At 71.7% G+C, this 24,410-nt stretch carries 22 protein-coding genes and 1 riboswitch; of the genes, 10 read left to right on the top strand and 12 right to left on the bottom strand.

Annotation, left to right across the window (positions count from 1 at the left end; translation table 11 throughout):
• Positions 1-81: 81 nt before the first annotated feature.
• Complete coding sequence (locus tag V5F53_RS12760; RefSeq protein ID WP_393997969.1) at positions 82-732, bottom strand: GNAT family N-acetyltransferase; 651 nt, start codon at positions 730-732, stop codon at positions 82-84.
• Between the two features lie 212 nt (positions 733-944).
• On the bottom strand, positions 945-2,210 hold the full coding sequence (locus V5F53_RS12755) for a glycerate kinase type-2 family protein (RefSeq protein ID WP_393997970.1): 1,266 nt from the start codon (positions 2,208-2,210) through the stop codon (positions 945-947).
• 154 nt (positions 2,211-2,364) lie between these two features.
• Between V5F53_RS12755 and V5F53_RS12750 the strand changes: the two genes are divergently transcribed.
• The 4 genes from V5F53_RS12750 to clcA all read left to right on the top strand — a co-directional run bounded on the left by V5F53_RS12750 (position 2,365) and on the right by clcA (position 7,969).
• Positions 2,365-3,306: a TAXI family TRAP transporter solute-binding subunit gene (locus V5F53_RS12750; RefSeq protein ID WP_393997971.1), complete on the top strand. Its 942-nt coding sequence runs from the start codon at positions 2,365-2,367 to the stop codon at positions 3,304-3,306.
• A 613-nt stretch (positions 3,307-3,919) separates the two neighbouring features.
• A complete protein-coding gene (locus tag V5F53_RS12745) occupies positions 3,920-6,052 on the top strand; it encodes a TRAP transporter permease (protein WP_393997972.1) in 2,133 nt (710 codons plus the stop codon).
• Between the two features lie 12 nt (positions 6,053-6,064).
• On the top strand, positions 6,065-6,433 hold the full coding sequence (locus tag V5F53_RS12740; protein ID WP_393997973.1) for a DUF1850 domain-containing protein: 369 nt from the start codon (positions 6,065-6,067) through the stop codon (positions 6,431-6,433).
• 105 nt (positions 6,434-6,538) lie between these two features.
• Positions 6,539-7,969, top strand: a complete 1,431-nt coding sequence (gene clcA, locus V5F53_RS12735) for a H(+)/Cl(-) exchange transporter ClcA (protein ID WP_393997974.1) — start codon at positions 6,539-6,541, stop codon at positions 7,967-7,969.
• 144 nt (positions 7,970-8,113) lie between these two features.
• On the opposite strand, the gene V5F53_RS12730 is transcribed toward clcA, so the two are convergent.
• A complete protein-coding gene (locus tag V5F53_RS12730; protein WP_393997975.1) occupies positions 8,114-8,923 on the bottom strand; it encodes a ChbG/HpnK family deacetylase in 810 nt (269 codons plus the stop codon).
• Complete coding sequence (locus tag V5F53_RS12725) at positions 8,920-10,026, bottom strand: glycosyltransferase family 2 protein (RefSeq protein WP_393997976.1); 1,107 nt, start codon at positions 10,024-10,026, stop codon at positions 8,920-8,922. Before V5F53_RS12725 ends, V5F53_RS12730 begins: the two co-directional genes overlap by 4 nt.
• Before the next feature lie 342 nt (positions 10,027-10,368).
• Between V5F53_RS12725 and V5F53_RS12720 the strand changes: the two genes are divergently transcribed.
• The gene (locus tag V5F53_RS12720) at positions 10,369-11,205 is read left to right on the top strand and encodes a universal stress protein (RefSeq protein ID WP_393997977.1); all 837 of its coding nucleotides are present in this window, start codon (positions 10,369-10,371) and stop codon (positions 11,203-11,205) included.
• A gap of 75 nt (positions 11,206-11,280) precedes the next feature.
• Here V5F53_RS12720 and V5F53_RS12715 read toward each other — a convergent pair whose 3' ends face one another.
• The 6 genes from V5F53_RS12715 to V5F53_RS12690 all read right to left on the bottom strand — a co-directional run bounded on the left by V5F53_RS12715 (position 11,281) and on the right by V5F53_RS12690 (position 17,851).
• The gene (locus tag V5F53_RS12715) at positions 11,281-12,051 is read right to left on the bottom strand and encodes an ABC transporter ATP-binding protein (protein WP_393997983.1); all 771 of its coding nucleotides are present in this window, start codon (positions 12,049-12,051) and stop codon (positions 11,281-11,283) included.
• A gap of 11 nt (positions 12,052-12,062) precedes the next feature.
• On the bottom strand, positions 12,063-13,082 hold the full coding sequence (locus V5F53_RS12710; RefSeq protein WP_393997978.1) for a FecCD family ABC transporter permease: 1,020 nt from the start codon (positions 13,080-13,082) through the stop codon (positions 12,063-12,065).
• Positions 13,082-14,062 carry an ABC transporter substrate-binding protein gene (locus V5F53_RS12705; protein ID WP_393997979.1) on the bottom strand — a complete coding sequence of 327 codons (981 nt, stop codon included), beginning with the start codon at positions 14,060-14,062 and terminating at the stop codon, positions 13,082-13,084. Before V5F53_RS12705 ends, V5F53_RS12710 begins: the two co-directional genes overlap by 1 nt.
• An 11-nt stretch (positions 14,063-14,073) precedes the next feature.
• The gene (locus V5F53_RS12700) at positions 14,074-16,098 is read right to left on the bottom strand and encodes a TonB-dependent receptor plug domain-containing protein (RefSeq protein WP_393997980.1); all 2,025 of its coding nucleotides are present in this window, start codon (positions 16,096-16,098) and stop codon (positions 14,074-14,076) included.
• A 123-nt stretch (positions 16,099-16,221) separates the two neighbouring features.
• Positions 16,222-16,426: riboswitch (cobalamin riboswitch) on the bottom strand.
• Positions 16,427-16,509: 83 nt separating this feature from the next.
• On the bottom strand, positions 16,510-16,935 hold the full coding sequence (locus V5F53_RS12695) for a hypothetical protein (RefSeq protein ID WP_509212336.1): 426 nt from the start codon (positions 16,933-16,935) through the stop codon (positions 16,510-16,512).
• Positions 16,936-17,038: 103 nt separating this feature from the next.
• A complete protein-coding gene (locus V5F53_RS12690) occupies positions 17,039-17,851 on the bottom strand; it encodes a WYL domain-containing protein (RefSeq protein ID WP_393997799.1) in 813 nt (270 codons plus the stop codon).
• Positions 17,852-18,039: 188 nt separating this feature from the next.
• Here V5F53_RS12690 and bioB point away from each other — a divergent pair, with 188 nt between their 5' ends.
• From bioB to V5F53_RS12665, 5 genes are read left to right on the top strand one after another with little or no spacing between them, the layout of a single operon-like run.
• Positions 18,040-19,092 carry a biotin synthase BioB gene (gene bioB, locus V5F53_RS12685; RefSeq protein ID WP_393997798.1) on the top strand — a complete coding sequence of 351 codons (1,053 nt, stop codon included), beginning with the start codon at positions 18,040-18,042 and terminating at the stop codon, positions 19,090-19,092.
• Complete coding sequence (locus tag V5F53_RS12680; RefSeq protein ID WP_393997797.1) at positions 19,089-20,243, top strand: 8-amino-7-oxononanoate synthase; 1,155 nt, start codon at positions 19,089-19,091, stop codon at positions 20,241-20,243. The genes bioB and V5F53_RS12680 overlap by 4 nt, the downstream gene beginning before the upstream one ends.
• On the top strand, positions 20,240-20,887 hold the full coding sequence (bioD, locus tag V5F53_RS12675) for a dethiobiotin synthase (RefSeq protein WP_393997796.1): 648 nt from the start codon (positions 20,240-20,242) through the stop codon (positions 20,885-20,887). The genes V5F53_RS12680 and bioD overlap by 4 nt, the downstream gene beginning before the upstream one ends.
• Positions 20,884-22,152, top strand: a complete 1,269-nt coding sequence (locus V5F53_RS12670) for an adenosylmethionine--8-amino-7-oxononanoate transaminase (protein WP_393997795.1) — start codon at positions 20,884-20,886, stop codon at positions 22,150-22,152. Before bioD ends, V5F53_RS12670 begins: the two co-directional genes overlap by 4 nt.
• Complete coding sequence (locus V5F53_RS12665) at positions 22,149-23,141, top strand: beta-ketoacyl-ACP synthase III (RefSeq protein ID WP_393997794.1); 993 nt, start codon at positions 22,149-22,151, stop codon at positions 23,139-23,141. The genes V5F53_RS12670 and V5F53_RS12665 overlap by 4 nt, the downstream gene beginning before the upstream one ends.
• Before the next feature lie 25 nt (positions 23,142-23,166).
• Here the strand turns inward: V5F53_RS12665 and V5F53_RS12660 are convergent, their stop codons facing one another.
• Both V5F53_RS12660 and pgeF read right to left on the bottom strand, forming a co-directional pair.
• A complete protein-coding gene (locus V5F53_RS12660; RefSeq protein ID WP_393997793.1) occupies positions 23,167-23,538 on the bottom strand; it encodes an SH3 domain-containing protein in 372 nt (123 codons plus the stop codon).
• Positions 23,528-24,307, bottom strand: a complete 780-nt coding sequence (gene pgeF / locus V5F53_RS12655) for a peptidoglycan editing factor PgeF (RefSeq protein ID WP_393997792.1) — start codon at positions 24,305-24,307, stop codon at positions 23,528-23,530. Before pgeF ends, V5F53_RS12660 begins: the two co-directional genes overlap by 11 nt.
• Positions 24,308-24,410: the final 103 nt, after the last annotated feature.

The following is a 24,410-nucleotide window of genomic DNA, read 5'->3' as shown; positions in this document are numbered from 1 at the left end:
GCCGGTGACGAAAAAGGCGGCGCTTCCGGCGCCGCCTCCCGTCGATCTCGCGCCCGCCGGCGCCGCTGCTCCCTCCGCTCCTCAGGAGCCGGTGGCCTCCAGCGCGCGCTCGTCATTGGCGGGCATGAACAATTCGAACAGCCGCCCGGTGGCCAGGCGCTGGGCCTGGAGCATGGCGCCGGCCATGCCCTGGGCGTCTGCCGCCGCCTCCCGCGCCAGCGACAGGGCGGTGGGGAAGGGGGCCTTCAGCGCCGCCATCACTTCGTCCGTGTCGAAGCTCAGCTCGGCGTCGAACTTGCGGGCGATCTGCTGCATCCGCCGGTTCCGCGCCAGGCAGTTGAGGCACAGGGTGCGGATGCCGCGATTGCGCGCCGCCAGGATCACCCGTTCCAGAAGCTGGGTGCCCAGGCCGTGATTTTGGAACTCGCGTTCGACGCTGAACGCGGCCTCCGCTTCCCCGGGCAGCACGTCGCCCATGGGGTAAAGCTCCGCCGCGGCCCTCAGCGTGCCGTCGACGAAATAGCCGTGAACGATCGCGCCGGTGCGGAACGCCCGCGCCGCGTATCGCTCGATGAATTCGGCAGACACCGCAGAGCCGAATCTGAGCCGGCGGCTCTCCACATCGAGCCGCAGGAGGTGATCCTTGAAGATCTCAGCCTCTCCGGCCCAAAGCTTGCGGATGATCCCCGGTGTGACCTCTTCGGTCATGTTGGTCTCCAGACTTGGCGTCATGAAGCCCTCCAGTTCCTCCAGGGTTCCTTAATTGTGTGCAGCGCAGCAAAGGTCAAGGGTGCTGACGTTAACCATCCGTTAAGGATTGGCTTTTCAGCACGGCTTCCACATGGCAAAGTATTGCCAGCGCTCGATCTGCCGGCGCTATGCGCCACGCGCAGCCCCGGTGCGACATCATCGCGTGCGCACGCCCACATTCGGCCGCGATCTTTTCACCGGTCGGGCGCAGCAGAGCCTCCCTGCACCAGGATGGCCCGGAAATCATTGACGTTGGTCAATGTGGGGCCGGTGGTCACCAGCTGGCCGAGGGCGGCGAAGAAGCCGTAGGCGTCGTTGCCGGCCAGCGCCGCCTCTGCGCCGAGGCCGCGCGCGCGGGCGCGCTCAAGAGTGCTCGAATCGCTCCAGGCGCCGGCATTGTCCTCGGTGCCGTCGATGCCGTCGGTGTCGCAGGCGAGGGCGGCGATGCCGGGATGGCTGTCGAGGGCCGCGGTCAAGGCCAGCAGGAACTCGCCATTGCGGCCGCCCCGCCCGGTGCCGCGCACGGTCACCGTGGTCTCGCCGCCGGACAGCAGCACGCAGGGCGGGCGCGCGGGCTGGCCGTGGGTGGCCGCCGACCGGGCGATGCCGGCGAGCACGGTGCCTGCCGCCCGGGCCTCGCCCTCGATGGCGTCGCCGAGAATGAGCGGCGTCAGGCCGAGCCCCCGCGCCCGCGCGGCGGCGGCTTCGAGCGCCATCAGCGGCGTGGCGATGAGGTGGATCTCGGGCGGCGGCAGGAGATCGTTCACGCCGTTGGCGCGGATGGCCGCTGCCACCTGCGGCGGCACCGGGATGGCGTGGCGCGCCAGCACCTCCAGCGCGGCTTGCGGGCTGGAGGGCGCCGGAATGGTGGGGCCGGAGCCGATGACGGCCGGATCGTCGCCCGGCACGTCGGAAATGAGGTAGGTCACGGTCCGCGCCGGATGAATGGCCGCCGCCAGCCGGCCCCCCTTCACCGCCGAAACCGCCTTGCGCACAAGGTTCATCTGCGTGATGGGCACGCCCGATCGCAGCAGCGCCGCGTTCAGCGCCTGCTTGTCGGCCAGGGTCAGCCCCGGGGCCGGCGCGGTCAGCAGCGCCGAGGCACCGCCGGACATAAGGCACACCACCAGGTCGTCCGGCCCGGCCCCGCGCGCCAGCTCCAGAATGCGCCGGGTGGCCTCCTGCCCGGCGGCGTCGGGTACCGGATGGCCGGCCTCCACCACCTCCACATGGCGGGTCGCGCAGCCATGGCCATAGCGGGTGACCACCAGGCCGGCGCAGGGCCGGCCCCACTCCTGCTCGAACGCGCGGGCCATCCGCGCCGCCGCCTTGCCGGCGCCGAGCACCAGGGTACGGCCCCGGGGCGGCTCCGGCAGCCGGCCCTTGAACTTGCCGTCCGGCAGCGCAGCGGCCAGCGCCGCCTCGAACAGCGCGAGGAGAATGTCCTTTTCCGCCGGCATGGGCCCCTCGTCATCGGCTGTGGGCGGGGCCTGCCGGGCCCCGCACCGACTTATTAGACTTTAGTTCAATATGGGTAAAAGATGCTGGCCTTTGCGGGCGCAGGCGTTAGCCTCCCCTTAACACTAAAGACCAATAACATTCGGGAGAACGCCCATGCTCCGTGTCCTCACGGCGGCGCTTGCGTCGGCGCTGGCTCTGGCGCCGGTGGTGGCCAAGGCCGAGTTCGTCAATGTCCTCACCGGTGGCACCTCGGGGGTCTATTACCCTCTGGGGGTCGCGGTCTCCAAGCTCATCGGTGAGAAGGTGCCCGATGCACGGCCCTCGGTGCAGGCCACCAAGGCCTCGGTGGAGAATCTGAACCTGATCCAGCAGGGCAAGGGCGAGGTGGCCTTCACCCTGGCCGACAGCCTCGCCGACGGCGCCGCCGGCAAGGAAGAGGCGGGCTTCAAGGCGCCGCTGACCAAGGTGCGGGCACTGGGCGGCATCTATCCCAACTACATCCAGATCGTCGCCGCCAAGGACTCCGGCATCAGGACCATCGCCGACCTGAAGGGCAAGCGCCTCTCCGTCGGCGCGCCGCGCTCGGGCACCGAGCTCAATGCCCGCGCCATCCTGGGCGCGGCGGGGCTGAAATATGCCGACCTCGGCAAGATCGAATACCTGCCGTTCGCCGAATCCGTGGAACTCATGAAGAACCGCCAGCTCGACGCCACCCTGCAGTCGGCCGGCCTTGGCGTCGCCTCCATCAAGGACCTCGCCAATTCGGTGCCGATCGTGGTGGTGGAGGTGCCCGCCAGCGTGGTGGCGAAGATCGGCCCGCCCTACCTTTCCACCTCCATTCCGGCCAACACCTATGAGGGCCAGGCCGTGGACGTGCCGACGGCGGCGGTGCCCAATTTCCTGGTCACCCGCGCCGACCTCAAGGACGCCGAGGTCTACGCCATCACCAAGGCCATCTACGAGAACCTGCCGGAGCTGGCGGCGGCGCATGCCGCGGCCAAGGGCATCAAGCTCGAGAATGCCATGAAGGGCTCGCCGGTGCCGTTCCACCCCGGTGCCGAGAAGTTCTTCAAGGAGAAGGGCGTGACGCCCTGAGGGCGCCGCCCGTCCGGCGCGCGCAGCTCCTTCGGGTGCGGCGGGTGTGGCGGGTGTGGCGGCCGCCGGTCGCCTGACCTTCCGGCCTCCGTCCCGGCAGCACGGGGATGAAACTTGGGCGGTTCCGCGCGCCGCCCCGCGCGCCGCTTCGCCCGGGGCGCGCGACCCCACCCGGCCCGGGTGGCGCGCCCGTCTCCCGACAGGGGAGCCGCCAACGGCGGGCCCGAGCCGGCGAGTCGTGTTGGCAAGTCGTGTTGGCAAGTCGTGTTGGCAAGTCGGGGTGGCAGCCCGGGTTGGGGAGCCGGGGTGGTGCTCTGATCCGGCCATCCGGGCCGGTGGGCCGACGTCGTCCTCCGACTTTCTGATCCGACCCTGGGGAGCCGACTTCGTCATTCGGTTTGGCCATCCGATTCGGCAAGTTGCTCCGCGTCGCCGCCCCGCGCAGCCGGCCGGTGCATCCGACCTGGTCAGGGCCGGGCCCCGGCCGTGCCGGCCGATTCGCCGCTCCGCCGGTCGGCCCACAGGGCTTCGGCGCACGGGCCGTCCGCCCCGGCGTCGTCCCGCATCCGTTCCCGTGTCTTTTCCCGCGTCCCTTGCCAGAGCCCGATCCATCATGACGCAAGCCCTGCACACGCCCCAAACCACCCCCCCAGTGAGCCACGACCTCAAGGACCCCGACCACGGCGCCGCCGTGGTGGTGGACGACGCGCTGCTGGACCTGACCTGGGGGCCGGCGGCGTGGGGGCGGGCGGTGTTCTGGATCGCAGTCGCCTTCTCCACCTTCCAGATCGTCACCGCCGCCTGGAGCCCGCTGCCGAGCCAGATCGTGCGCTCGGTGCACGTGGGCTTCCTGCTGCTGGTGGTGTTCGCCATCGCCGGCAACCACCGGCGCGGGGCGGACCGGCTGGCGCTGTGGGGGCTCGGCATCCTGTCCTTCGTGGTCGGCCTCTACCACTGGGTGTTCTATTCCGACCTCATCGCCCGGGCCGGCGACCCGTCCACCCTCGACATCGTGGTGGGCACGCTGGCGGTGGCGCTGGTGTTCGAGGGCTCGCGCCGGCTGATGGGGGCGGCGCTGCCGCTGATCTGCGCCGCCTTCATCCTCTACGGCCTGTTCGGCCAATACCTGCCGGCGCCGCTGGACCACCGCCCGTTCGACTATGTGCAGGTGGTGGACCAGATGTTCCTGGGCACCGAGGGCATCTACGGCACGCCCACCTATGTGTCGTCCTCCTTCATCTTCCTGTTCATCCTGTTCGGCGCGTTCCTGGAGCGGGCGGGGATGATCCAGCTCTTCAACGACCTTGCCATGGGCACGGTGGGCCACGCGCGCGGCGGACCGGCCAAGGTGGCGGTCATCTCCTCGGCGCTCATGGGCACCATCAACGGCTCCGGGGTGGCCAACGTGGTGACCACCGGCGCCTTCACCATCCCGCTGATGAAGCGCTTCGGCTACAGGCCGGCGTTCGCCGGCGCGGTGGAGGCCACCGCCTCCATGGGCGGGCAGATCATGCCGCCGGTCATGGGCGCAGTGGCCTTCATCATGGCCGAGACCATCGACGTGCCCTATGCGGAGATCGCTACGGCGGCGGTGATCCCGGCGTTTCTCTATTTCTTCACCGTGTTCGCCATGGTGCACCTGGAGGCGGGCAAGCACGGCCTCTCCGGCCTGCCCAAGGCGCAGTGTCCGAACGCGCTCCAGGCGCTGCGGAAGAACTGGTTCCTGCTGCTGCCGCTGGCGGCGCTGGTGTGGCTGCTGTTCTCCGGCTACACGCCGCTGTTCGCGGGCACCGTGGGGCTGGCGCTCACCGCCCTCATCGTGCTCGGCACGCCGGTGGCGCGGCTGATCGGCCCCCAGGGCCTGCGGCTGGTGTTCTGGATCGTGCTCGGCCTGTCGGCGGCGAGCTTCCTCGAATACGGCATCAACGGGGTGGCGGCGGCGGTGGCGGCGCTGGTGGCGCTGCTGGTGTTCGTGAAGGGCGGGCGGCAGACCCTGGCGCTCAGCATCGAGAGCATGGCGGACGGCGCCCGCAACGCGCTGCCGGTGGGCATCGCCTGCGCCTTGGTGGGCACCATGATCGGCGTGTTCACCCTCACCGGGGTCGCCACCACGTTTGCCACCTTCGTGGTGGAGGTGGGCAAGAGCTCGCTGTTCCTGTCGCTGATCCTGACCATGGTCGCGTGCCTGATCCTCGGCATGGGGCTGCCCACCATCCCCAACTACATCATCACCGCCTCCATCGCCGGGCCGGCGCTGCTGGCGCTCGGGGTGCCGCTGATCGTCAGCCACATGTTCGTCTTCTATTTCGGCATCATGGCCGACCTCACCCCGCCGGTGGCGCTGGCGGCGTTCGCGGCGGCGCCCATCGCCGGCGTCTCCGGGCAGGCCATCGGCTGGATCGCCACCCGCATCGCTTTGGCGGGCTACGTGGCGCCGTTCATGGCGGTCTATTCGCCGGCCCTGATGCTGCAGGACGGCGACCCCATGGCGGCGATCATCGGCTTCTGGCCGGCGGTGGCCTATGTGTTCGTGAAGGCGGTTCTGGCCATCATCCTGTGGGCGGGCACCGCCACCGGCTACCTGCTGTCGCCGCTCAGCGTGGCGGAGCGCCTCGTCGCCTTCGCCGCCGCGGCGCTGCTCATCCTGTCCATGCCCTGGACCGACGAGGTGGGGTGGCTCACCTCGGCGGCCTTCGTCGCCTGGCATATCTGGCGCACCCGCGCCGGCCGCGCGGCAACCGCTTGACCGGCGGCGGCGATGGCGGTGGTCGCCTGTCTGGCGGGCGGCGGGGTCGTGGTGCGGCTCGCCGCCGTCTTCACCCTGGCCTGGACCCATTCGGTGCAGCGGACCGAGTGGCGCGAGACCTGGCGGGCGACGCCCGCCGGGCTGGAACTGGTCGAGGTGCGGGTGGAGGGCTCGGGGGCTGGCATGGAGCCGCCCGACGGCGCGGAACTGAGGGACGGCTTCTATGTGGCCCATCCCCGCCTGCCGGCGCAACCGGAGGTGCTGTTGCGCCGGTCCGGCGCCACCGCCGACTGGCGGGTGTGCGTCGCCGGGTCCTGCCGCCCCGTGGGCGCGCTGCTGCCGGAGGCCGCCGATCCGGTGCGCCTCGCGACCTGCGACTAAGTGGTGGTAGCGGGGCGCACATTCGTTTTAATGCGGTGCGAAAATGCTCTAAGGGAAAAGGGCGTCCCAGTTCCGGCGGCGCGCCTGCACCACGGATGAGCCGCCATGGGTGAACCTGCTGCCGCTGCGCCGACCTCTGGCGCGCCGCTCTCTGCCGAAGCCGAGGCGACCGGCGGCGATCCGCCGCGCGTCATGAGCGATGCCGCCTATTACTTCCTCGCAGTGCTCGTGGGGGCGATGGCTGGGGCGGTGGGCGCGGCGTTCCACCAGCTCTCCACCGCCGCGCTGGGCTGGGCAGGGCTGGTGCTGCAGTATTTCGAGGGGGCGCAGGCGCTGGGCGTGCTGGCCGGGGTCTCCGCCCTCATGGTGCTGGTGTCGGTGGCGCTGGTGCGAATCTTCGCGCCGGAGGCGGCGGGTTCGGGCGTGCAGGAGATCGAGGGCGCCCTCGACGGCCAGCGCGAGGTGCGCTGGAAACGCATCCTGCCGGTGAAGTTCGTGGCGGGCATCCTGTCCCTCGGCTCCGGCCTGGTGCTGGGGCGCGAGGGACCGACCATCCACATCGGCGCCTCGCTGGCCAAGGCGGTGGGCGACGGCTTCGTGCTCGGCACCCGCGACGGGCGCGGCCTGCTGGCGGCCGGCGGCGCGGCGGGCCTTGCCGCCGCCTTCAACGCGCCGCTGGCGGCCATCCTGTTCGTGATCGAGGAGACGCGGCGGCAGTTTCCCTATGGCCTGCGCACCTACAGCGCCGTCATCATCGCCTCGGTTGTGAGCGCCGTCGTCACCGAGATGGCCGGCGGCTCGGGCCCCATGATGGGCATGCAGGCGCTTGAGATGCCGTTCTGGCTGCTGCCGGCCTTCGCCGGGCTCGGCGTCATCCTCGGCGTGCTCGGCGTCATCTTCAACTGGGCCCTGGTGGCGGCGCTGGACCTGTCGCGGGGCATCGGGCTCAAGGTGTCGCCCTATCTGGTGCCGCTGGTGGTGGGCGCGGCCATCGGCCCGCTGCTGCTGCTGCGTCCGGAGGCGACCACCGGCGGCGAGGCGCTGGCGGTGCAGCTCGCCACCCATCCCCTGACCCTGGCGACCCTGGCCATGGTGGTGCTGATCCGCTTCGTCATGACCCTGGCGAGCTACTCCACCGGCGTGCCGGGCGGCATCTTCGCGCCCATCCTCGCCCTCGCCACGTCGGTGGGGTTGCTGGCCGCCATGCTGCTGGACCTGGCGGTGCCGCTGCCGCCGGGGGCGATGGTGGCGTTCGCGGTGGCGGCCATGGGCGGCCTGTTCTCCTCCACCATCCGCGCGCCGCTGGTGGGCATGGTGCTGGTGGCGGAGCTGACCGGCGCCTATGTGCTGATGGTGCCGGTGATCATCACCTGCGTCACCGCCAACGTGGTGGCCGAGGGGCTGGGCGGCAAGCCCATCTACGAGGTGCTGCTGGAGCGCACCCTGCGCCTGGCCGGGCAGACGCCGCCGCGCGAGCCGAAGGATGAGCAACTGGGCGGCTGGGACGCGCGCCGCCGCCAGCCGCCGACCGTGTGATGCGGACGGTGTGATGCCGGGGGGCCGGCGCCCCGCTGGCTGGCCGTCCCTGTTCTTGCGCCAGGGGGAAAGGCGCGCGGGGATCGCCGCCGGGTCTCGGGTCGCGGGTCGCCGGGGCGCCTGCGCGGCCGCCCCGGCGCCGGGTCAGAACAGGCGGACGCCGGCTGCCTCGAGGATGTCCGGCAGCGCCGGCCCGTGCAGCACCTCGAATTCCACTTCCCGCTGGTGGGTGAGGGGATCGCGGGCGGTCAGGGGATCGTCCACATGGCCGGGATGGACCATCACCACCGCGCCGTCGGGCACGCCCTTCAGGAAGTGGGCGAGCAGGGGCGCAAAATCGTGGTCGGCGCCGAAGTCGTAGGCGCCGGCGAAGCCGGTATTGGTGGCCAGGCCGAGCCGGGCGGCATCGCGGGCGAAGCCGTGGCCGAAAGCGCCGATCAGCCGCCCCTTGAGGTCGAGCCCCACCAGGGCCGCCGGCGCCGGGCACACGTCGCGCAGCCAGGCGTTGGGGGCATGGCGGCGGGTGGCCTTGAGCACGGCGGCGCGGATGCCGGGCAGCACATGCACGTGCTGGTGCCCGTCCACATGGTCCGGCGGGCGGCCGAAGGCGCGCGCGAACGCCAGGAACTGGGCGTCGATCTCGGCGGCGACGGCGGCGGTGTCGAGCCGGCCGGTGCAGGCCCTCAGCACCAGCTGGCGCAGCGGCGGCATGTTGGCGCCGTCGTTCCAGGGGGTCAGCGGGGCGGTGCCGCCGGTGAGGGTGAGATGCAGGCCGATGCTCACCTGCCGGCCGGCCGCCACCGCGTCGAGCGCGCGGGCTTCCTGCCCGAGGCCGGAGAACACCGCCATCACCGAGGTGGCGTTGAGGCGCTGGTCCGCGATCAGCCGCCGGATGGCGGCCGAGACGCCGGGGGCGATGGCGTAGTCGTCGGCGCACAGGGTCACGTGCTTCACGGCCGGGCCCTCGCCACCGAGACGGCGTCCGCGGTGGCCGCGCGCCCCGGCGCCTGCCCCCCGAACGATGCGCCATGGGCTGGTTCCGGGGCTGATTCCGGGGCTGGTTCCGGGGCTGCGCCGTGGGGCATGTCGTGAGGCACGCCATGGGGCTCGGCGGGATTGAGCACGTGCTCGGCCACGAAATAGACCGGTCGGGCTTTGATCTCGGAGAGGATGCGGGCGATGTACTCCCCCATCAGCCCCATCACCAGCAATTGGGCGCCGCCCATCACCATGATGCCCACCACCAGCGACGGGTAGCCCGGCAGCGGGATGCCCCAGATGAGCCGCTCCACCACGATCCACGCGCCATAGAACAGGGCGAGGCCCGCCAGCGCCGCCCCCGAGAGCGCCGCCAGCCGCAGCGGTGCCGGCGAAAACGAGGTCAGGGCCTCCATGGACAGGCCGAGCAGGCCCAGGAAGTTGAACGAGGTGGTGCCGTGGGTGCGGGCGTCCGGCTGGTAGGGCACCGCCACCTGGCGGAAGCCCACCCAGCTCGACAGGCCCTTGAAGAAGCGGTTGCGCTCCGGCATCCGGCGCAGCGCGGCGGTGGCGCGGGCGGACAGGATGCGGAAGTCGGCGGCATCCTCGGGGATCGCGCTGGCGGCGCCGTAGTTCAGGAGCCAGTAGAAGCCGCGCACGAAGCTGCGGCGGGCCAGCGGCTCGTCCAGGCGGTTGGATTTCACCGCGTAGGCGACATCGTAGCCCTCGTCCTTCCACAGCCGCAGGAAGGTGGGGATCATCTCCGGCGGGTGCTGGCCGTCGCCGTCCATGAACAGCAGCGCGTCGCCGCGGGCATGGTCGAGCCCGGCCATGAGGGCTGCTTCCTTGCCGAAGTTGCGCGACAGCGCCACCACCTGCACGTCGAGCCCGAGCTGCGGCAGGGTGGCGGCCAGCGCGGCGGAGCCGTCGCGGCTGCCGTCGTCCACATAGACGATCTCCATCCTGAGGCCGCGGGCCTCGGCCTCGGCGAGGGCGTGGCGGCAGAGCCGCTCGTGGAAGACGGGGAGGCCGGCGGCCTCGTTGTACACGGGGACGACGATGCTGAGGTCTGGTGTCATGGCTCGGCCAGGGTCGGCGGACGCGACGGGATGAGGAGGTCTAATTCCGGCGACCGGAGATGGGTATGAATTTTTTCGCATGAGCGGGGGAACCTGTCTTCCCACCGGGCGTTTCCTCTGCAGCGCGGTCGCGCCCCCCAACAAGACCGTGCCATGGCGCGGCCGTCTTTCCCCCAGAGACGGCCGCGCCGCCGCTTCCGGCGGGAAGGGGCGGCGCCGCCCTGGAGAGGCCGGCGGCCGTGGCGGGAAGGCTCCACGTTTGAGCGACATCAAGACCCGAGACTTTGGGCGAGTTTAGGGTAAGGTCGCGACGCTCAAACGGCTGAATGAGGGCCTTCGGTCATGATTCGCGACATTTTGGTCAATCTGGCGCAGGGCGTTGAACGCGACGTGGCGGCCGACTACGCGGCCAGCCTCGCGGTGGAGTTCGGCGCGCACCTCACCGGCCTGTCGGTGGCGTACGAGATCGACGTGCCGCCCTTCTACATGGGCGCCTTGCCCACCGATTTCATCGATGCGCAGATTCTGGAGAACCAGTCGTCGGCCGAAAAGGCGGCCGCCCGGCTGGAGGCGCTTGCCCGGGCATCCGGCATTCCCCATGAGATCCGCACCCTGTCCGCCTCGCTTGGCGTTGCCGCCAACGGCTTTGCCCGCATGGCCCGCCTGTTCGACCTGACCGTGGTGGCGCAGCCCGACCCCGACAAGCCGGGTCCGGAAGAGGTGCTGGCGGAAACCGTGCTGCTCGATTCCGGCCGCGCGGTGCTGGTGGTGCCCTATATCCAGGAAAAGAAGCCGTTCACCGCCGAGCGCGCCGTGATCGCCTGGGACGGTAGCCGCGCGTCCGCCCGCGCCCTGGCGGAGGCTCTGCCGCTGCTGCATCGCACCAAGGTGGTGGAAGTGTTCCGCGTGGTCAGCGCCGGCAGCGAGGAGGTGGACGAGGAGGGGCTGGAGGTGGCGCGCCATCTCGCCCGCCACAATCTCGACGCCCAGGTGCGCCGCCTGCCGGTGTCCAGCGGCGATTCCATCTCCGCCGCCATCCTCAACGAGGTGTCCGACCAGGGCGCCGACCTGGTGGTGATGGGCGGCTACGGCCACTCGCGCCTGAAGGAGATGGTGCTGGGCGGCGTCACCCGCGACATCCTCGCTTCCATGACCGTGCCGGTGCTGATGGCGCACTGAGCGCCCCCGGCGGCGGGCGGCCCGTGCGGGCGGCCCGTTCCGGCGCGCGGCGGCCGCTCAAGCAACGGGTCCCGCTCAAGCCGTCGGCGCGCGACGCGACCAGGGCAGGATGAAGCGCTCGCCGTGGCGCTCGCCGCTTTCCACATGCACCCCATAGGCCGCCTCCAGCCGCTCCGGCGTCATCACCTCGCCGGGGCTGCCGCAGGCGATCAGGCGGCCGTCGCGCAGCAGCGCGACGCGGTCGCAGAAGCGGGTCGCCAGGGTCAGGTCGTGCAGCACCACCACCACGGTGAGCCCGGCCCGCGCCTGTTGGCGCAGCACATCCATCACATGCAGCTGGTGATAGGGATCGAGCGCAGCCACCGGTTCGTCGGCGAGCAGCGCCCGCCCCTCCACCGCCAGCGCGCGGGCCAGCAGCACCCGCATTTTCTCGCCGCCGGAGAGGCTGCCGGCCGGGCGGGCGGCGAAGGCGCTCACGTCGGCGGCGGCCATGGCGCGCGCCACCGCCGCCGCGTCCGCCGCCGGGCTGGCGTCGTGCGGCAGGCGCCCCAGCATCACCACCTGCTCCACCGGCATGGGCCAGTGGATGCGTCCGCCCTGGGCGAGGTAGGCCAGGGTGCGCCCGAGCGCCCGCCGCCCCAGCGTCGCGGCCGCCGTGCCATCGTAGAGCACCTGTCCGGCGGCGGTGTCCTGGAGGTGGGCGAGCACCCGCAGCAGGGTGGTCTTGCCGGCGCCATTGGGCCCGAGCAGCCCCAGCAACTCGCCGGGGCGGGCGGTGAGGTCCACGTCGTGGAGCACGGTGCGCGCGCCGCGCGTCACGCGCAGGCCGGTGGCGGCGAGGGTCAGCCCTGGTTGCATCATTCGGCCTCGCCGCCCAGCCGGCGCAGCAGCAGCAGGAAGAAGGGGGCGCCGATGAGGGCCGTCACCACCCCCAGCTTCAGCTCGGGCCGGGTGGGGATGAGGCGCACCAGCACGTCGGCGCCGAGGGTGAGGGCGGCGCCCGCCAGCGCGCTCACCAGCAGCAGGCGGCCCGGCCGGTGGCCCACCAGGGGCCGCAGCAGGTGCGGCACCACCAGCCCGACGAAGCCGATGGCGCCCGACACCGCCACCGAGGCCCCCACCATGGCCGCGGTTCCGGCGATGACGGCGAGCCGCAGCCGGGGCAGCGAGAAGCCCAGGCTCTCCGCCGTTTCCTCCCCGAGTGTGAGGGCATCGAGCCCGCGCCCGGTGGCAAGCACCAGCGCCGCGCCGACGACGATGAACGGCACCGCCAGCGCGACGTGCTGCAGGCTGCGGTCGGCCAGCGAGCCCATGAGCCAGAACACGATTTCCAGCGTCGCGTAGGGGCTGGGCGACAGGTTGAGCGCCAGCGCGGTCAGCGCCCCGGCCAGGCTGTTGAGGGCGACGCCGGCCAGGATCAGCGCCGTGGTGGAGGCGCCGCGCCGGGCCAGCAGCAGCAGCATCGTGGTGGCCAGGCCGGCGCCGACGAGGCCACCGAGCGGCAGCGCCAGGGACAGCAGGGCTGCCGCCCCGAAATAGAATGCGGTGACCGCTCCCAGCGCCGCCGCGCCCGAAACCCCCACCACGCCCGGGTCGGCCAGCGGATTGCGCATCAGCCCCTGCAGCGCGGCGCCGGTGAGGCCCAGGCTGAAGCCCACCAGGACGCCGAGCAGGGCCCGCGGCAGGCGCAGCTCCACCAGCACCAGGGCGTCGAGCCCGCGCCGGCCGGCCACGATGTCGTCCACTGCCGCGTTCCAGTCGATGGGGGCATAGCCGATGGCGAGGGACAGGGCGAACAGCACCAGGGTGAGGGCGGCCAGCAGCCCCACCAGCCAGGGCACGGGCGGGGTGCCGCGCGCGGCGAGGGCGCGCGCCATCAGCGGGTCCGGGTCATGGCCGGCGCGGTGGCGACGGCGTCGCCAGCGGCGGCGCGGGCGGCGGCCGACAGGCGCGCGAAGGCCTCGGCGAGCTGCGGCCCGACACAGGCCCACAGCCGCAGCGGCATGGGGGCGATGTGGCCGCCTGCCACGGCCTCGGCCACGGCGGGATGGCGCATGAGCTCGCGGGCGAGGGAGGGCGGGGCATCCGGTTCGTCGTCCACCACCAGCACGTCGGGGCGGGCGGTGATGATCTCCTCCAGCGACAGCTGGCCAAGCTTGTCCGGGGACAGGCGCGCCGCCATGTTGTCGAGCCCGGCGCGGCGCATCAAATCGTCGGGCAGGCTGTCGCGCCCCACGGTGAAGCCGTTGGGGCGCATCACCACCGCCCGCGGCCGCGGGCCGGGGGGCGGCGGGGCGGCGGCGATGGCGGCCTCGATCTCGCGCAGCATGGCCTCGCCCTTTTCCGGCACACCGAGGCGCTCGGCGATGGCGCGGATCTGCGCATAGGCCTCGTCCAGGCTGTTGGGAATGGTCATTTCCATCACCTCGATGCCGAAGCGCTGGAGCAGGCTCACGGTGTTGCGGGTGGTGAAGGCGCCGGCGATGACGAGATCCGGCGCCAGCGGCACCACTTCTTCCGCCAGGCCGCGGTTGGTGGGAAGGCCGGCGGCGAGATCGACGACGGTGGAGCTCACCGGGTCGCCGGCCAGGGTGGTGACCGAAACGACCGCGCCTTTTGGCGCGAGCCGCAGCACCAGCTCGTCGGCGCACAGGTTGAGCGAGACGATGCGCCGGGGCGGGGTGGCCCGCGCCACCGGCCCGGCGCCCTGTTCCCTCTGCGGAGCGGTCCGCTCCGCCTCCGCGGCGGCGGCCGGCCAAGCGCTTGCCGCCAGCAGCAGCGTGGCGGCAAGGCGGGCGCGCGCCCGTCCCCGGTCCCGGGCAGGGGCGGCGGGCTTCGGGGCGGGGGCGCGCGTCACGGCGTGGGGCCTCAGTAGGTCAGCTTCAGGCCGGCATAGGCGCCGAACCCCGGCGCCAGCCAGCCATTGGGGTTTTCATAGGTTTCGTCGAACAGGTTGTCGATGCGCCCGAACACCATGACGTTGCTGTTGACGGTGTAGTTCGCGGCCACGTTGAAGATGGTGTAGCCGGGCTGGCGCACCACGGCGAAGGTGGTGCGGTCCACGTCCCACCAGTCGGAGAGATAGACCAGCGTTGCGGTGAGGGTGAGCGGGTCCACCGGCTGCCAGTTGACCGCCACCGAGACCTTGTTGTTGGGCCGGCGCAGGGGATAGCAGGACGTGGCGTCACGCGGCTCGCAGCTCACGCCGAACGAGGCCCCCGCCGGGAAATAGCCGATGGTGCTGGTGTAGGTGTAGTCGGTGCGCACCGACAGCCGGTCGGTGAGCTTCACCGCCAGGAAGGCCTCGACGCCCTGGCTGGTGGCGCTCGACAGGTTCTCGTAATTGTAGGTGAAGCTGGCGGCGTTGTAGGTGGTGACGATCAGGTTGGTGATGTCATTGTGGAAATAGGTGGCGCCGAAGCCGACGCGTTCGTTCCACAAGGTCTGCTCGAAGCCGGCGTCCCACCCGTCGCTCTCCTCCGGCTGCAGGTCGGGGTTGCCGTAGAGGGGCGCGTAGAGCTGGTAGAGGGTCGGCGCCTTGAAGGCGGTGCCGTAGGTGGCCTTCAGCTTGGTGCCGGTTTCCGGGAACAGCAGCGCGGGGGCGAGGCGCCAGGTGGTGTGGTCGCCGAAATCGTCATTGCTGTCATAGCGCACGTTGGCGGCCATGAAGAAGCGCTCGCCCAGCGCCGACTGGAGCTGCAGGTAGCCTGCGGTGTCTCCGGTGGTGGCGTCCATGGATGACCATGCGGACGAGCTGGTCATGCCCTCGTTGTAGCGCTCCAGCCCGAGCATGACGCTTTGGCCGGGCAGGAAGGTGTAGTTGGAGCGCCAGTAATAGGTCTGCCGGTCGCCGTCATAGGCGCTGACATAGGAGGGGTAGGGACTGGCGTTGTCGTTGCTGTAGTCGATGGCGGACACGCCGAAGGTGCTCACCAGCCGGTCGTCGAGCGCCCGCCAGAGACCCTCGGCCTTGCCGATGAAATACTGGCCATAGGCGGTGTCCTGCAGCGGCGCCGGATAGCCGGTGAAGGTGGCGTAGTCGTAGAGGTCGGAGGTGTAGGCGAGCCTCGTCTCGATGTAGCGGCCCACCAGGTTCAAGGTGAAGCTGTCGCTCAGGTCGATGTCGAGGCGGCCGGAATAGGTCCAGTTGTCGCTGGCATTGGCGTTGACCGGGCTGCCGAACGGCACGATGTCGGCCGGCGTCACCGGGATCGACGTCGAGGCGAAATGGCCGACATTGAGGGCATAACCGATGGCGTTGAAGCCACCGGAGAGGCTGGCGACCTGGTTGAAGGTGCCGAGCGCGCCGGCCTCCACATAGCCGGACGCCTTGGCCGGGCCCTCGCCGCGGGCGGTGGTCATGGACACCACGCCGCCGATGGCGTCGGAGCCGTAGAGGCCGCTTTGCGGGCCGCGCAGCACCTCCATGCGGGCGAAGTCGTTGGTGTAGAGGGTGCCGAGGTTGAAGGCGCCGGCGGCGGCGGAGGGATCGCCCAGGTCGATGCCGTCCAGCAGGATCTTGGTGTGGTTGGCGTTGGTGCCGCGCATGAAGATCGCGGTGGTGCCGCCGGGCCCGCCGGTCTGCACCACATTGAGGCCGGGCGCCGATTCGAGCGCCTCGGGCACGCTGCGCCGCTGGGTCTCCTCAAGCTCCGTGGCGGTGATGACGGTGACGGAGCTGGCCACCTCCTTCTCCGGCAGGGGCGTGAGCGTGGCGCTCACCACCACGTCTGGCAGGTCGATCTGGCTGGCGTCGGCGGCCGGGGCGGCCTGCGCCGCCGGCGGCTGGGCGGTCTGGGCCAGGGCGGGAGCCGCGGCGAGCAGGGCCAGGAGGCTGGCCGAAAGGGAGAGCGGAACGCGGGGGCGACGGGTGGACGGCAAAGCGAATGGCATGCGGACCTCGGGCGGGACGCCTGTGGCACGTCACCGCGAACGAGGGATCTTCCACGTCACCGGCGCGAAGGCCGTTCCCGCAAATCATCCCGCCACCGGAACACCCCGCCCGATGAGCCCGCGTGTGACCACGGTTCGACGGCAGGTCTCCTGGCTCGCGGGTCCTTGTCCTTCGCCGCCTTCCCAGGCCCCGAGTGCCCAGTGGCGATTGGCGAGGGACTCGCCGCTTACAGTTGCGGGGGCAGCCGCGGCATGGGGCGCGCCAGGCGCCCGCACCGCATTCCCTCTTGATTCCTCTGGGAGGAATACCGTCTGGCCGCAAACTAGGCGAGCCGGCGTGGCCCCGTCAATGCCTTCCGGTTGCCCCACCTTGGTCGTCATCGGCGTTTCCCCCCCCGTGGCCGGCCGGTCTCACTGCTCGGTGAAGAAGGTCAGCAGCACCGTGTCGTCGGTGCCGGTCAGGCAGAGGAAGCGATGCACCTTGTCGCTGCGGTCGCGCTGGATATAGGCCTCGCCCATGAGCACGGAGGTGATGTGGGCTCCGCCCACCTTCATGTCGGCGGCGGCCACGGTCAGCCCGTCCATGTCGATGAAGATGTCGGCGATGGCCGGCGAGCGGGTCTTCAGGCGCGCCAGCGCATGGGCCTTGCAGGCCTCCGCCCGCCGGGCCTCGGGGGTCGGCTCGGCTGGCGGCGGCGCCGCCGCGCCGGGGGGTGGCAGCAGATCGGCCGGCGCGCTCGGCCCGGCGCCGGGCGCGGTGCCGGTCGCCGCCGGGGCCGGCACCGCGGCCAGCAGGAGAACGGCCAGCGCCAGCGGGCGCGGATCGGTGAGGCTCATGCGGGGGTCCTCTCTCGTGGCATCCGGGAGGACAACGCGGGCGCAGCCATTTGGTGCCGCACGCCGCACGCCGGTGCCAGGACCGCCCCACCGGCGACACGGCCTAAAGCAGGCTTTGGCCGGTGAGGGTGATGCAGAAGCTGTCGAGCATCATCGCCTCGTCGTCCTTGAGCACGCCGTCGGCGGCGATCACCTTGAGGCCGGCTTTCAGCAGGTCGGCGATGGCGGGCCGTTCCGCCTCCATGAGCACGTCGAGGGCGGCGTCGACGCTCTCCGCCGTGGGGCGCAGGCGGCCGAGATAGGCGGCGAGCCGCTCGCGCTCGGCACCGGTCAGGTCGAGGCCGGCGCGGCCGCAGGCGGTCTCGCAGAAGAACCGGATTTCCTCGGTCTCGGCCGCGCCCAGCTCGCCGTCCGCCAGGGCGAGGGCCAGCAGCAGCACCACGCCGGAGCGGTTGATGAGGGTGCGGATGCGGTCCCAGCGGGCTTCGGAGGGGTCCTCGCCGGGCACGATGATGGCGTCCCTGGGCCAGGTGAAGCCGAAGGTCTCGAAGAAAAAGCGGCTGAGCGGTTCGCGCCGGGTGCCGTCGAAATCGGTGACGGCGCGGATGCGGTCCACCCGGAAGGCGCGGGCGGCCTGCCGCTCGTGGCATTTGGCGACGAGGATGGGGATGCCCTCCACATTGCGCTGGATCGCCCACACCGAGATGCGGCGATGGCTGACGTGGCCGGCGTGGTCCACATAGTCGATGACGAAGGACTGGCCCTCGGCGGGGTCGTGCTCGCGCGCGTGGTCGGCGATCTCGTCGTGGGGATCGTCGGCGGGCAGGGCGATCTGCCCGGCGTTGGCATAGAGCGGCGCGCCGAGGGCGGCGACGCGGTCGATGAAGAACGACTTGAGCGAGGTGATGGCGTTCATGTGGCGGCGATCCCGGGTCGCTCCATTGGTAACCCATGCCGCGGCGCGGACAAAGGGGGAACTGTTAAGGATTCGCGCCGGCATCTGCCTATTCCCTGAGCGGCCGTCATTGGCTAAGGTCCGCCCTTCCCGCGCCGGATGGACGCATCCGCGCCGGGGCAGGGCTTGAGAAACGTGCGGGAGTGGACATGTCGGTCGCCGTGACAATCGAGGACGGGGTGGCTTCCAGGGCTGAGGCTTCGCGCCGGAGCTGGACCCGGGACGAGGCGCTTGCCCTCTATCGCGCGCCGTTCAACGACCTCCTGTTCCAGGCTCAGAGCGTCCACCGCGCCCATTTCGACCCCAATGCGGTGCAGTTGAGCCGCCTTCTGTCCATCAAGACCGGCGGCTGCCCGGAGGATTGCGGCTATTGCAGCCAGTCCGCCCGCAACGACGCCGAGCTGTCCGCCTCCAAGCTGATGGAGGTCGAGCGGGTGCTCGCCGAGGCGAAGAAGGCCCGCGACGCCGGCGCCACCCGTTATTGCATGGGCGCCGCCTGGCGCAGCCCCAAGGAGCGCGACATGGGCTTCGTGGTGGCCATGGTGGAGGGGGTGAAGGCCCTCGGCATGGAAACATGCATGACGCTGGGCATGCTCAGCCCCGACCAGGCCGGCCGGCTGAAGGCGGCCGGCCTCGACTATTACAACCACAACATCGATACCTCGGAAGCCCACTACGCCAACGTCATCACCACCCGCACCTTCGCCGACCGGCTGGAGACGCTGGACAATGTGCGCGAAGCCGGCATCAAGGTGTGCTCGGGCGGCATCCTCGGCCTCGGCGAGCGCGAGGAGGACCGGGTGGACATGCTGGTGACCCTCGCCAACCTGCCCGAGCCGCCGGACAGCGTGCCCATCAACATGCTGATCGCCATTCCCGGCACCCCGCTCGAGAACGCGCCGAAGGTGGACCCCATCGATTTCGTGCGCACCATCGCCCTCGCCCGCATCCTCATGCCCACCTCCCATGTGCGCCTGTCCGCCGGCCGCACCGAGATGAGCGACGAGATGCAGGCCATGTGCTTCTTCGCCGGCGCCAACTCCATCTTCGTGGGCGAGACTCTGCTCACCGCCGGCAATCCGGAGGAGGACAAGGATGCGGTGCTGTTCCAGCGCCTGGGCATCCATCCCATGGAGCTGAAGGTGGAGGTGGAAACCGTCGAGGTCGAGGCGCCCTGCGCGGCGATGGCGGCGGCGGAATGAGCGCAGCCGGCGGTTCCGCGCTGCTGGAACGCTATGCCGCGACCCTGCGCGGGCTCGAACGCAAGGACCGCCTGCGCACCCTCGCGCCCCGCGCCGGGCGCGACTTCGCCTCGAACGATTATCTGGGCCTTGCCGCCTCCGGCCGGCTCGCCGAGGCGGTGCGCGGCGCCCTCGACGCCGGCACGCCGGTGGGGGCGGGCGGCTCGCGCCTGCTGCGCGGCAATGCGGAGGAGCACGAGCGCCTGGAGGCGGCCGCCGCCGCCTTCTTCCATGCGGAACGGGTACTCTATTTCGGCGGCGGCTATGTGGCCAATTTCGCCGCCCTCACCACCTTGCCGCAGAAGGGCGACCTCCTGGTCATGGACGAGCTGGTGCACGCCAGCGCCCACGAGGGCGCCCGCGCCGGCCGGGCGCTGGCGGTCACCGCCCGCCATAACGAGGTGGAGGCGTTCGCGGCCGAAATCCGCCGTTTCCGCGCCGAGGGCGGCACCGGCCGGGTGTGGATCGTGGTCGAAAGCCTCTACAGCATGGATGGCGACATCGCGCCGCTGGCCGAGCTGATGGCGCTGGCCGATGCGCACGACGCCTTTCTCTTCATCGACGAGGCCCACGCCACCGGTGTCTACGGGCCGGACGGGCGCGGCCTCGCGGCGGCGTTCGAGGGGCGCGAGAACGTGCTGGTGCTGCACACCTGCGGCAAGGCGCTGGGCGGCTCCGGCGCGCTGCTGGCCGGGGCCCGGGTGCTGTGCGACTACCTGGTGAACCGGGCGCGGCCCTTCATCTTCGCCACCGCGCCCTCGCCGCTGATGGCGGTGGCGGCGGAAGCGGCGCTGGGCGTGGTGGCGGCGGAGCCCGAGCGGCGCCAGCGGCTGGCGGCGCTGGTGGCCCATGCGGGGCGCGAGCTGGCGCGCATCGGTGCGCCTGCCTCCGGCTCGCAGATCCAGCCGGTCATCGTCGGCGACAACGGGCGCGCCATGGCGCTCGCCGCCGGCCTGCAGGCCAGGGGCTTCGACGTGCGTGGGGTGCGCCCGCCGACGGTGCCGGAGGGCACGGCGCGGCTGCGCGTCTCGCTCACCCTCAACGTGACCGCGGCGGACGTGACGGCGCTGGTGGATGCGCTGGCCGTGGAAATGGGGAGCCGCGCGGCATGACGCGCCTGGTGGTCACCGGCACCGATACCGGCATCGGCAAGACCGTGTTCAGCGCCGGGCTCGCCGCCTTTCTCGGCGCGCGCTACTGGAAGCCGGTGCAATCGGGCCTGGAGGAAGAGACCGATACCCAGGCGGTGGCCCGCCTCGCCGGCCTCGCGCCCGGCGACGTGCTGGCGGAGGCCTACCGGCTGCGCACCCCGGCCTCGCCCCATCTCGCCGCCGCCATCGACGGGGTGCGCATCGACCCCGCCCGTCTCGCCCCGCCATCGGACGATCCCGGCCGGCCGCTGGTGATCGAGGGCGCCGGCGGGCTCATGGTGCCGCTCGCCGACGACCTGCTGTTCATCGACGTGTTCGCCCGCTGGGGCCTGCCGGTGGTGCTGTGCGCCCGGTCGGGCCTCGGCACGATCAACCACACCCTGCTGTCGCTGGAGGCCCTGCGCCGCCGCTCCGTCCCCGTGCGCGGCGTGGTGCTGATCGGCCCGCCGCATGCGGAGAACGCCCGCATCATCGCCCGCCTCGGCGCGGTGCCGGTGCTCGGCACGCTGCCGCCGCTCGCGCCGCTCGATGCCGGCACCCTGGCCGTCGCCTTCGCCGCCGGCTTCCGGCGCGAGGACTTCCTCCAAGGACCCCCATCAGAATGACCGCCGCCTTCACGTCCGGTTCGCCCGTCTGGCATCCCTTCACCCAGCACGCGCTGCAGCCGACCATGACGCCCATCGCCCGGAGCGAGGGCGCGTACCTGTTCACGCCCGACGGCACGCGCATTCTCGATGCCATCTCCTCCTGGTGGGTGGTGACCCACGGCCACCGCTATGCCCCCATCGTCGCGGCGGTGAAGGCCCAGGCGGACACCCTGGACCAGATCATCTTCGCCGGCTTCACCCACGCCCCGGCGGAGGCGCTGGCCCGCGCCCTGGTGGAGCTGGCGCCGGAGGGGCTTTCCCGGGTGTTCTATTCCGACAGCGGCTCCACCTGCGTCGAGGTGGCGCTGAAGATGGCGCTTGGCTATTGGCGCAATTTGGGATGCCCGCGCTCCACCGTCGTGGTGATGGAGGGCAGCTATCACGGCGACACCATCGGCACCATGTCGGTGGGCGAGCGCGGGGTGTTCAACGCCGCCTACGCGCCGCTGCTGTTCGACGTGAAGCGCATTCCCTTCCCCCATCCCGGGCGGCAGGAGGAGACCCTGGCGGCGCTGGCGGCGCTGTGCGCGGAAGCACCGGCCGCCTTCATCGTCGAGCCCCTGGTGCTCGGCGCCGGCGGCATGCTGATGTATTGCCCCGAGGTGCTGGCGGCCATGAAGGGCATCTGCGAGGCTCATGGCGTGCTGTTCATCGCCGACGAGGTGATGACCGGATGGGGCCGCACCGGCACCCTGTTCGCCTGCGAACAGGCCGGTATCAGCCCGGACATCCTGTGCCTGTCGAAGGGGCTCACCGGCGGCTTCCTGCCGCTCGCCGCCACCTTGTGCCGCGACGAGATCTTCGCCGCCCATTACTCCACCGACCGCTCCCGCACCTTCTTCCATTCCTCCTCCTACACCGCCAATCCCATCGCCTGCGCCGCGGGCCTCGCCAATGTGGAGGTGTGGCGCACGGAGCCGGTGGCGGCGCGGATTGCCGCGCTCACGCGGCTTCAGGATGCGGCGCTGGCGCCGTTTCGCGACGACGGGCGGTTCGAGAACGTGCGCCGCTGCGGCACCATCACCGCGCTCGACCTGAAGGTGGGCGACGGCGGCTATCTGGCCCAGGTGGCGCCCCGGCTCATGGCCTTCTTCCTGGCGCGCGGCCTGCTGGTGCGCCCGCTGGGGAACACCATCTATGTGCTGCCGCCCTATTGCGTGACGGGTGACGACCTGGCCGAAGTCTATGCCGCCATCGCCGAGGCGCCGGGGGTGATCGAGTGAGGGGCGCGCGGGCGAGCCGCATCGCCGGCCTCGGCCGCCATGCTCCGGCGCGGCGGGTGGAGAACGCCGAGCTGGAGGCTGCCATGGGGCTCGATCCCGGCTGGATCGAGCGGCGCACCGGCATTCGCGCCCGCCGCTATGCCGCTCCTGGCGAAGCGCTCACCGACATCGCCCGGCCCGCCGCCGAGCAGGCGCTGGCCGCCGCCGGCATCGGGCCGGCCGAGGTGGGGTTGCTGCTGCTGGCGACCTCCACGCCGGACCACCTGTTGCCGCCCTCGGCGCCGCTGCTGGCCCATCGCCTGGGGCTCACGGGCGCCGGCGGGGTGGACCTGGCGGGGGCCTGCTCCGGCTTTCTCTATGCCCTCACCCTGGCCGACGGCTTCGTGCGGGCGCGCGGCCGCCCGGTGCTGGTGGTGGCGGCCAACATTCTGAGCCGCCGCATCAATCCCGCCGACCGGTCGAGCGCGGTGCTGTTCGCGGATGCCGCCGGCGCGGCCCTGCTGGTGCCCTCCGACGACCCAACGGCAGGGCTCCTGGGCGCGCATCTCAGCGGCGACGGCGCCCAGTATGACCTGATCCACATTCCCGCCGGCGGCAGCCGCCGCCCCTATGGCCCGGATGTGCCGGCCGAGGACCTGCTGATGGCCATGCCGGACGGGCGCGCCGTGTTCGCCCTGGCGGTGGAGATGATGATGGACGGCGCCCGTCGCGCCCTGGCGGAGGCCGGAGTGGGGGCGGCCGACATCACCCGTTTCGTGCCCCACCAGGCCAACACCCGCATTTTCGAGGCGGTGCGCAAGGGCCTGGGGCTGGCGCCGGAAACCGTGGTGTCCACCATCGCCGAGTTCGGCAATTCCTCCGCCGCCACCATTCCGTTCTCGCTGGCGGCCAGTGCCGAGGCGCGCCCGCTCGCACGCGGCGAACGGGTGCTGATGACGGCGGTGGGGGCCGGCCTCACCGGCGGCGCGGCGGTGTACGCGGTGCCGTGAGCGGCGTGGCACGGCCGGTGCGGCGTCAATCGACGGCTTCGCGCAGGTAGCGCCCGCTCACCCAGCCGTCCGGCGCGCCGGTGTCGCGCGGGGCCACGTGGCACCAGCGCCGGCCCTGCCGCAGCACGCAGCCCCTGTTGGCGAGCCGGGTGCCGTTGGCGAGCCGGGCGCGGATGTCGGCCCGCGTGGAGGGCGCGGCGCGCAGGTTGAGCGTGGCACCGGGGGCAAGGCCGGACACCGTCCAGGTGTCGGGGCCGCCCATCAGCCCGTCGGCGAAATCGGGTGCGGCGGCGGCCGGCGCCGCCAGCAGAAGGCCGCACAGGACCAGGGCGCGGCGCAGGCGCGCGCGGGGCGGTGGGGATATGGGCCGGGCTCCGGTCCGAAGGTCAGCGCGCATCGGGCACCAGGGCGATGGCGGCGATCAGGCGGCCGTAATCGGCCTCCTGGCGATGGGTGGCGCGGCGGAAGGAGTAGAAGCGCGCCGCGTCGGTATAGGTATCGAGCATCAGGTCTTCCACCTGGTGCACGCCGGCATCCTCCAGCCGCTGGCGGATGAAGCCGGGCAGGTCGAACAGGGCATGGTGGGGCCGGTCGGCCGGGGCGAAGAAGCGGGCATAGGTCTTTTCCACCGCCAGGAAGCGGGTCACGAAGTCCTCGCCCACCTCGTAGCTCGACTGGCGGATGAGCGGGCCGATGACGGCGCGGATGGCGCCGCGCCGGGCGCCCTGCGCCTCCATCAGCGCCACGGTGGCGCCGATGACGCCGCCAATGGCGCCTTTCCAGCCGGAATGGGCCGCCGCCACCACCCGCGCGTCCGGCTCCACCAGCAGCACCGGCCCGCAATCGGCGATGGAGACGGCGGCACCCAGGCCCGGGGTGGCGGTGACGATGGCGTCGGCCTTGGGGGCGTCCTCGCGGGTCCAGGGGGTGGTGGCGAGCACGGCGTCGGGCGAATGCACCTGCCAGCAGGCGAGCAGGTTGTCCGGCGCCAGCCCGAGCGCCTCCGCCATGCGGGCACGGTTGGTCCGCACCGCCGAGGGGTCGTCATGGGAGCCCATGCCTCCGTTGAGGCTGGCGTAAAGGCCGGTGGAGACCCCGCCCTGGCGGGTGAAGAAGGCGTGGCGGATGCCGGGCAGGCCCGCGAGGGAGGGAGCCTCGATCTTCATGGTCGGTCTTTCTGCGTCGTCCCGGGGCGGTGATGCGCGCCGGCGCCATGGATCGGCGATCTGTAGCGCGTCGGCGTTAACGGGACGCAAGCCCGCCACCGCC

Source organism: Xanthobacter cornucopiae, assembly GCF_043195065.2.
Classification (GTDB): Bacteria; Pseudomonadota; Alphaproteobacteria; order Rhizobiales; family Xanthobacteraceae; genus Xanthobacter.
Note: the sequence above shows the minus strand (reverse complement) of the source record. Positions and strands in the feature narration are given on the sequence as shown.

Bases quoted from the DNA above. Each gene is read 5' to 3' on its own strand.
- V5F53_RS12755 (WP_393997970.1), bottom strand. From the start codon at position 2,210: ATGCCGGCGGAAAAGGACATTCTCCTCGCGCTGTTCGAGGCGGCGCTG.
- V5F53_RS12690 (WP_393997799.1), bottom strand. From the start codon at position 17,851: ATGAACGCCATCACCTCGCTCAAGTCGTTCTTCATCGACCGCGTCGCC.
- V5F53_RS12725 (WP_393997976.1), bottom strand. From the start codon at position 10,026: ATGACACCAGACCTCAGCATCGTCGTCCCCGTGTACAACGAGGCCGCC.
- V5F53_RS12680 (WP_393997797.1), top strand. From the start codon at position 19,089: ATGAGCGCAGCCGGCGGTTCCGCGCTGCTGGAACGCTATGCCGCGACC.
- bioB (WP_393997798.1), top strand. From the start codon at position 18,040: ATGTCGGTCGCCGTGACAATCGAGGACGGGGTGGCTTCCAGGGCTGAG.
- V5F53_RS12750 (WP_393997971.1), top strand. From the start codon at position 2,365: ATGCTCCGTGTCCTCACGGCGGCGCTTGCGTCGGCGCTGGCTCTGGCG.
- V5F53_RS12695 (WP_509212336.1), bottom strand. From the start codon at position 16,935: ATGAGCCTCACCGATCCGCGCCCGCTGGCGCTGGCCGTTCTCCTGCTG.
- V5F53_RS12710 (WP_393997978.1), bottom strand. From the start codon at position 13,082: ATGGCGCGCGCCCTCGCCGCGCGCGGCACCCCGCCCGTGCCCTGGCTG.
- V5F53_RS12760 (WP_393997969.1), bottom strand. From the start codon at position 732: ATGACGCCAAGTCTGGAGACCAACATGACCGAAGAGGTCACACCGGGG.
- V5F53_RS12660 (WP_393997793.1), bottom strand. From the start codon at position 23,538: ATGCGCGCTGACCTTCGGACCGGAGCCCGGCCCATATCCCCACCGCCC.
- V5F53_RS12740 (WP_393997973.1), top strand. From the start codon at position 6,065: ATGGCGGTGGTCGCCTGTCTGGCGGGCGGCGGGGTCGTGGTGCGGCTC.
- V5F53_RS12700 (WP_393997980.1), bottom strand. From the start codon at position 16,098: ATGCCATTCGCTTTGCCGTCCACCCGTCGCCCCCGCGTTCCGCTCTCC.
- V5F53_RS12670 (WP_393997795.1), top strand. From the start codon at position 20,884: ATGACCGCCGCCTTCACGTCCGGTTCGCCCGTCTGGCATCCCTTCACC.
- V5F53_RS12720 (WP_393997977.1), top strand. From the start codon at position 10,369: ATGATTCGCGACATTTTGGTCAATCTGGCGCAGGGCGTTGAACGCGAC.
- pgeF (WP_393997792.1), bottom strand. From the start codon at position 24,307: ATGAAGATCGAGGCTCCCTCCCTCGCGGGCCTGCCCGGCATCCGCCAC.
- V5F53_RS12745 (WP_393997972.1), top strand. From the start codon at position 3,920: ATGACGCAAGCCCTGCACACGCCCCAAACCACCCCCCCAGTGAGCCAC.
- clcA (WP_393997974.1), top strand. From the start codon at position 6,539: ATGGGTGAACCTGCTGCCGCTGCGCCGACCTCTGGCGCGCCGCTCTCT.
- bioD (WP_393997796.1), top strand. From the start codon at position 20,240: ATGACGCGCCTGGTGGTCACCGGCACCGATACCGGCATCGGCAAGACC.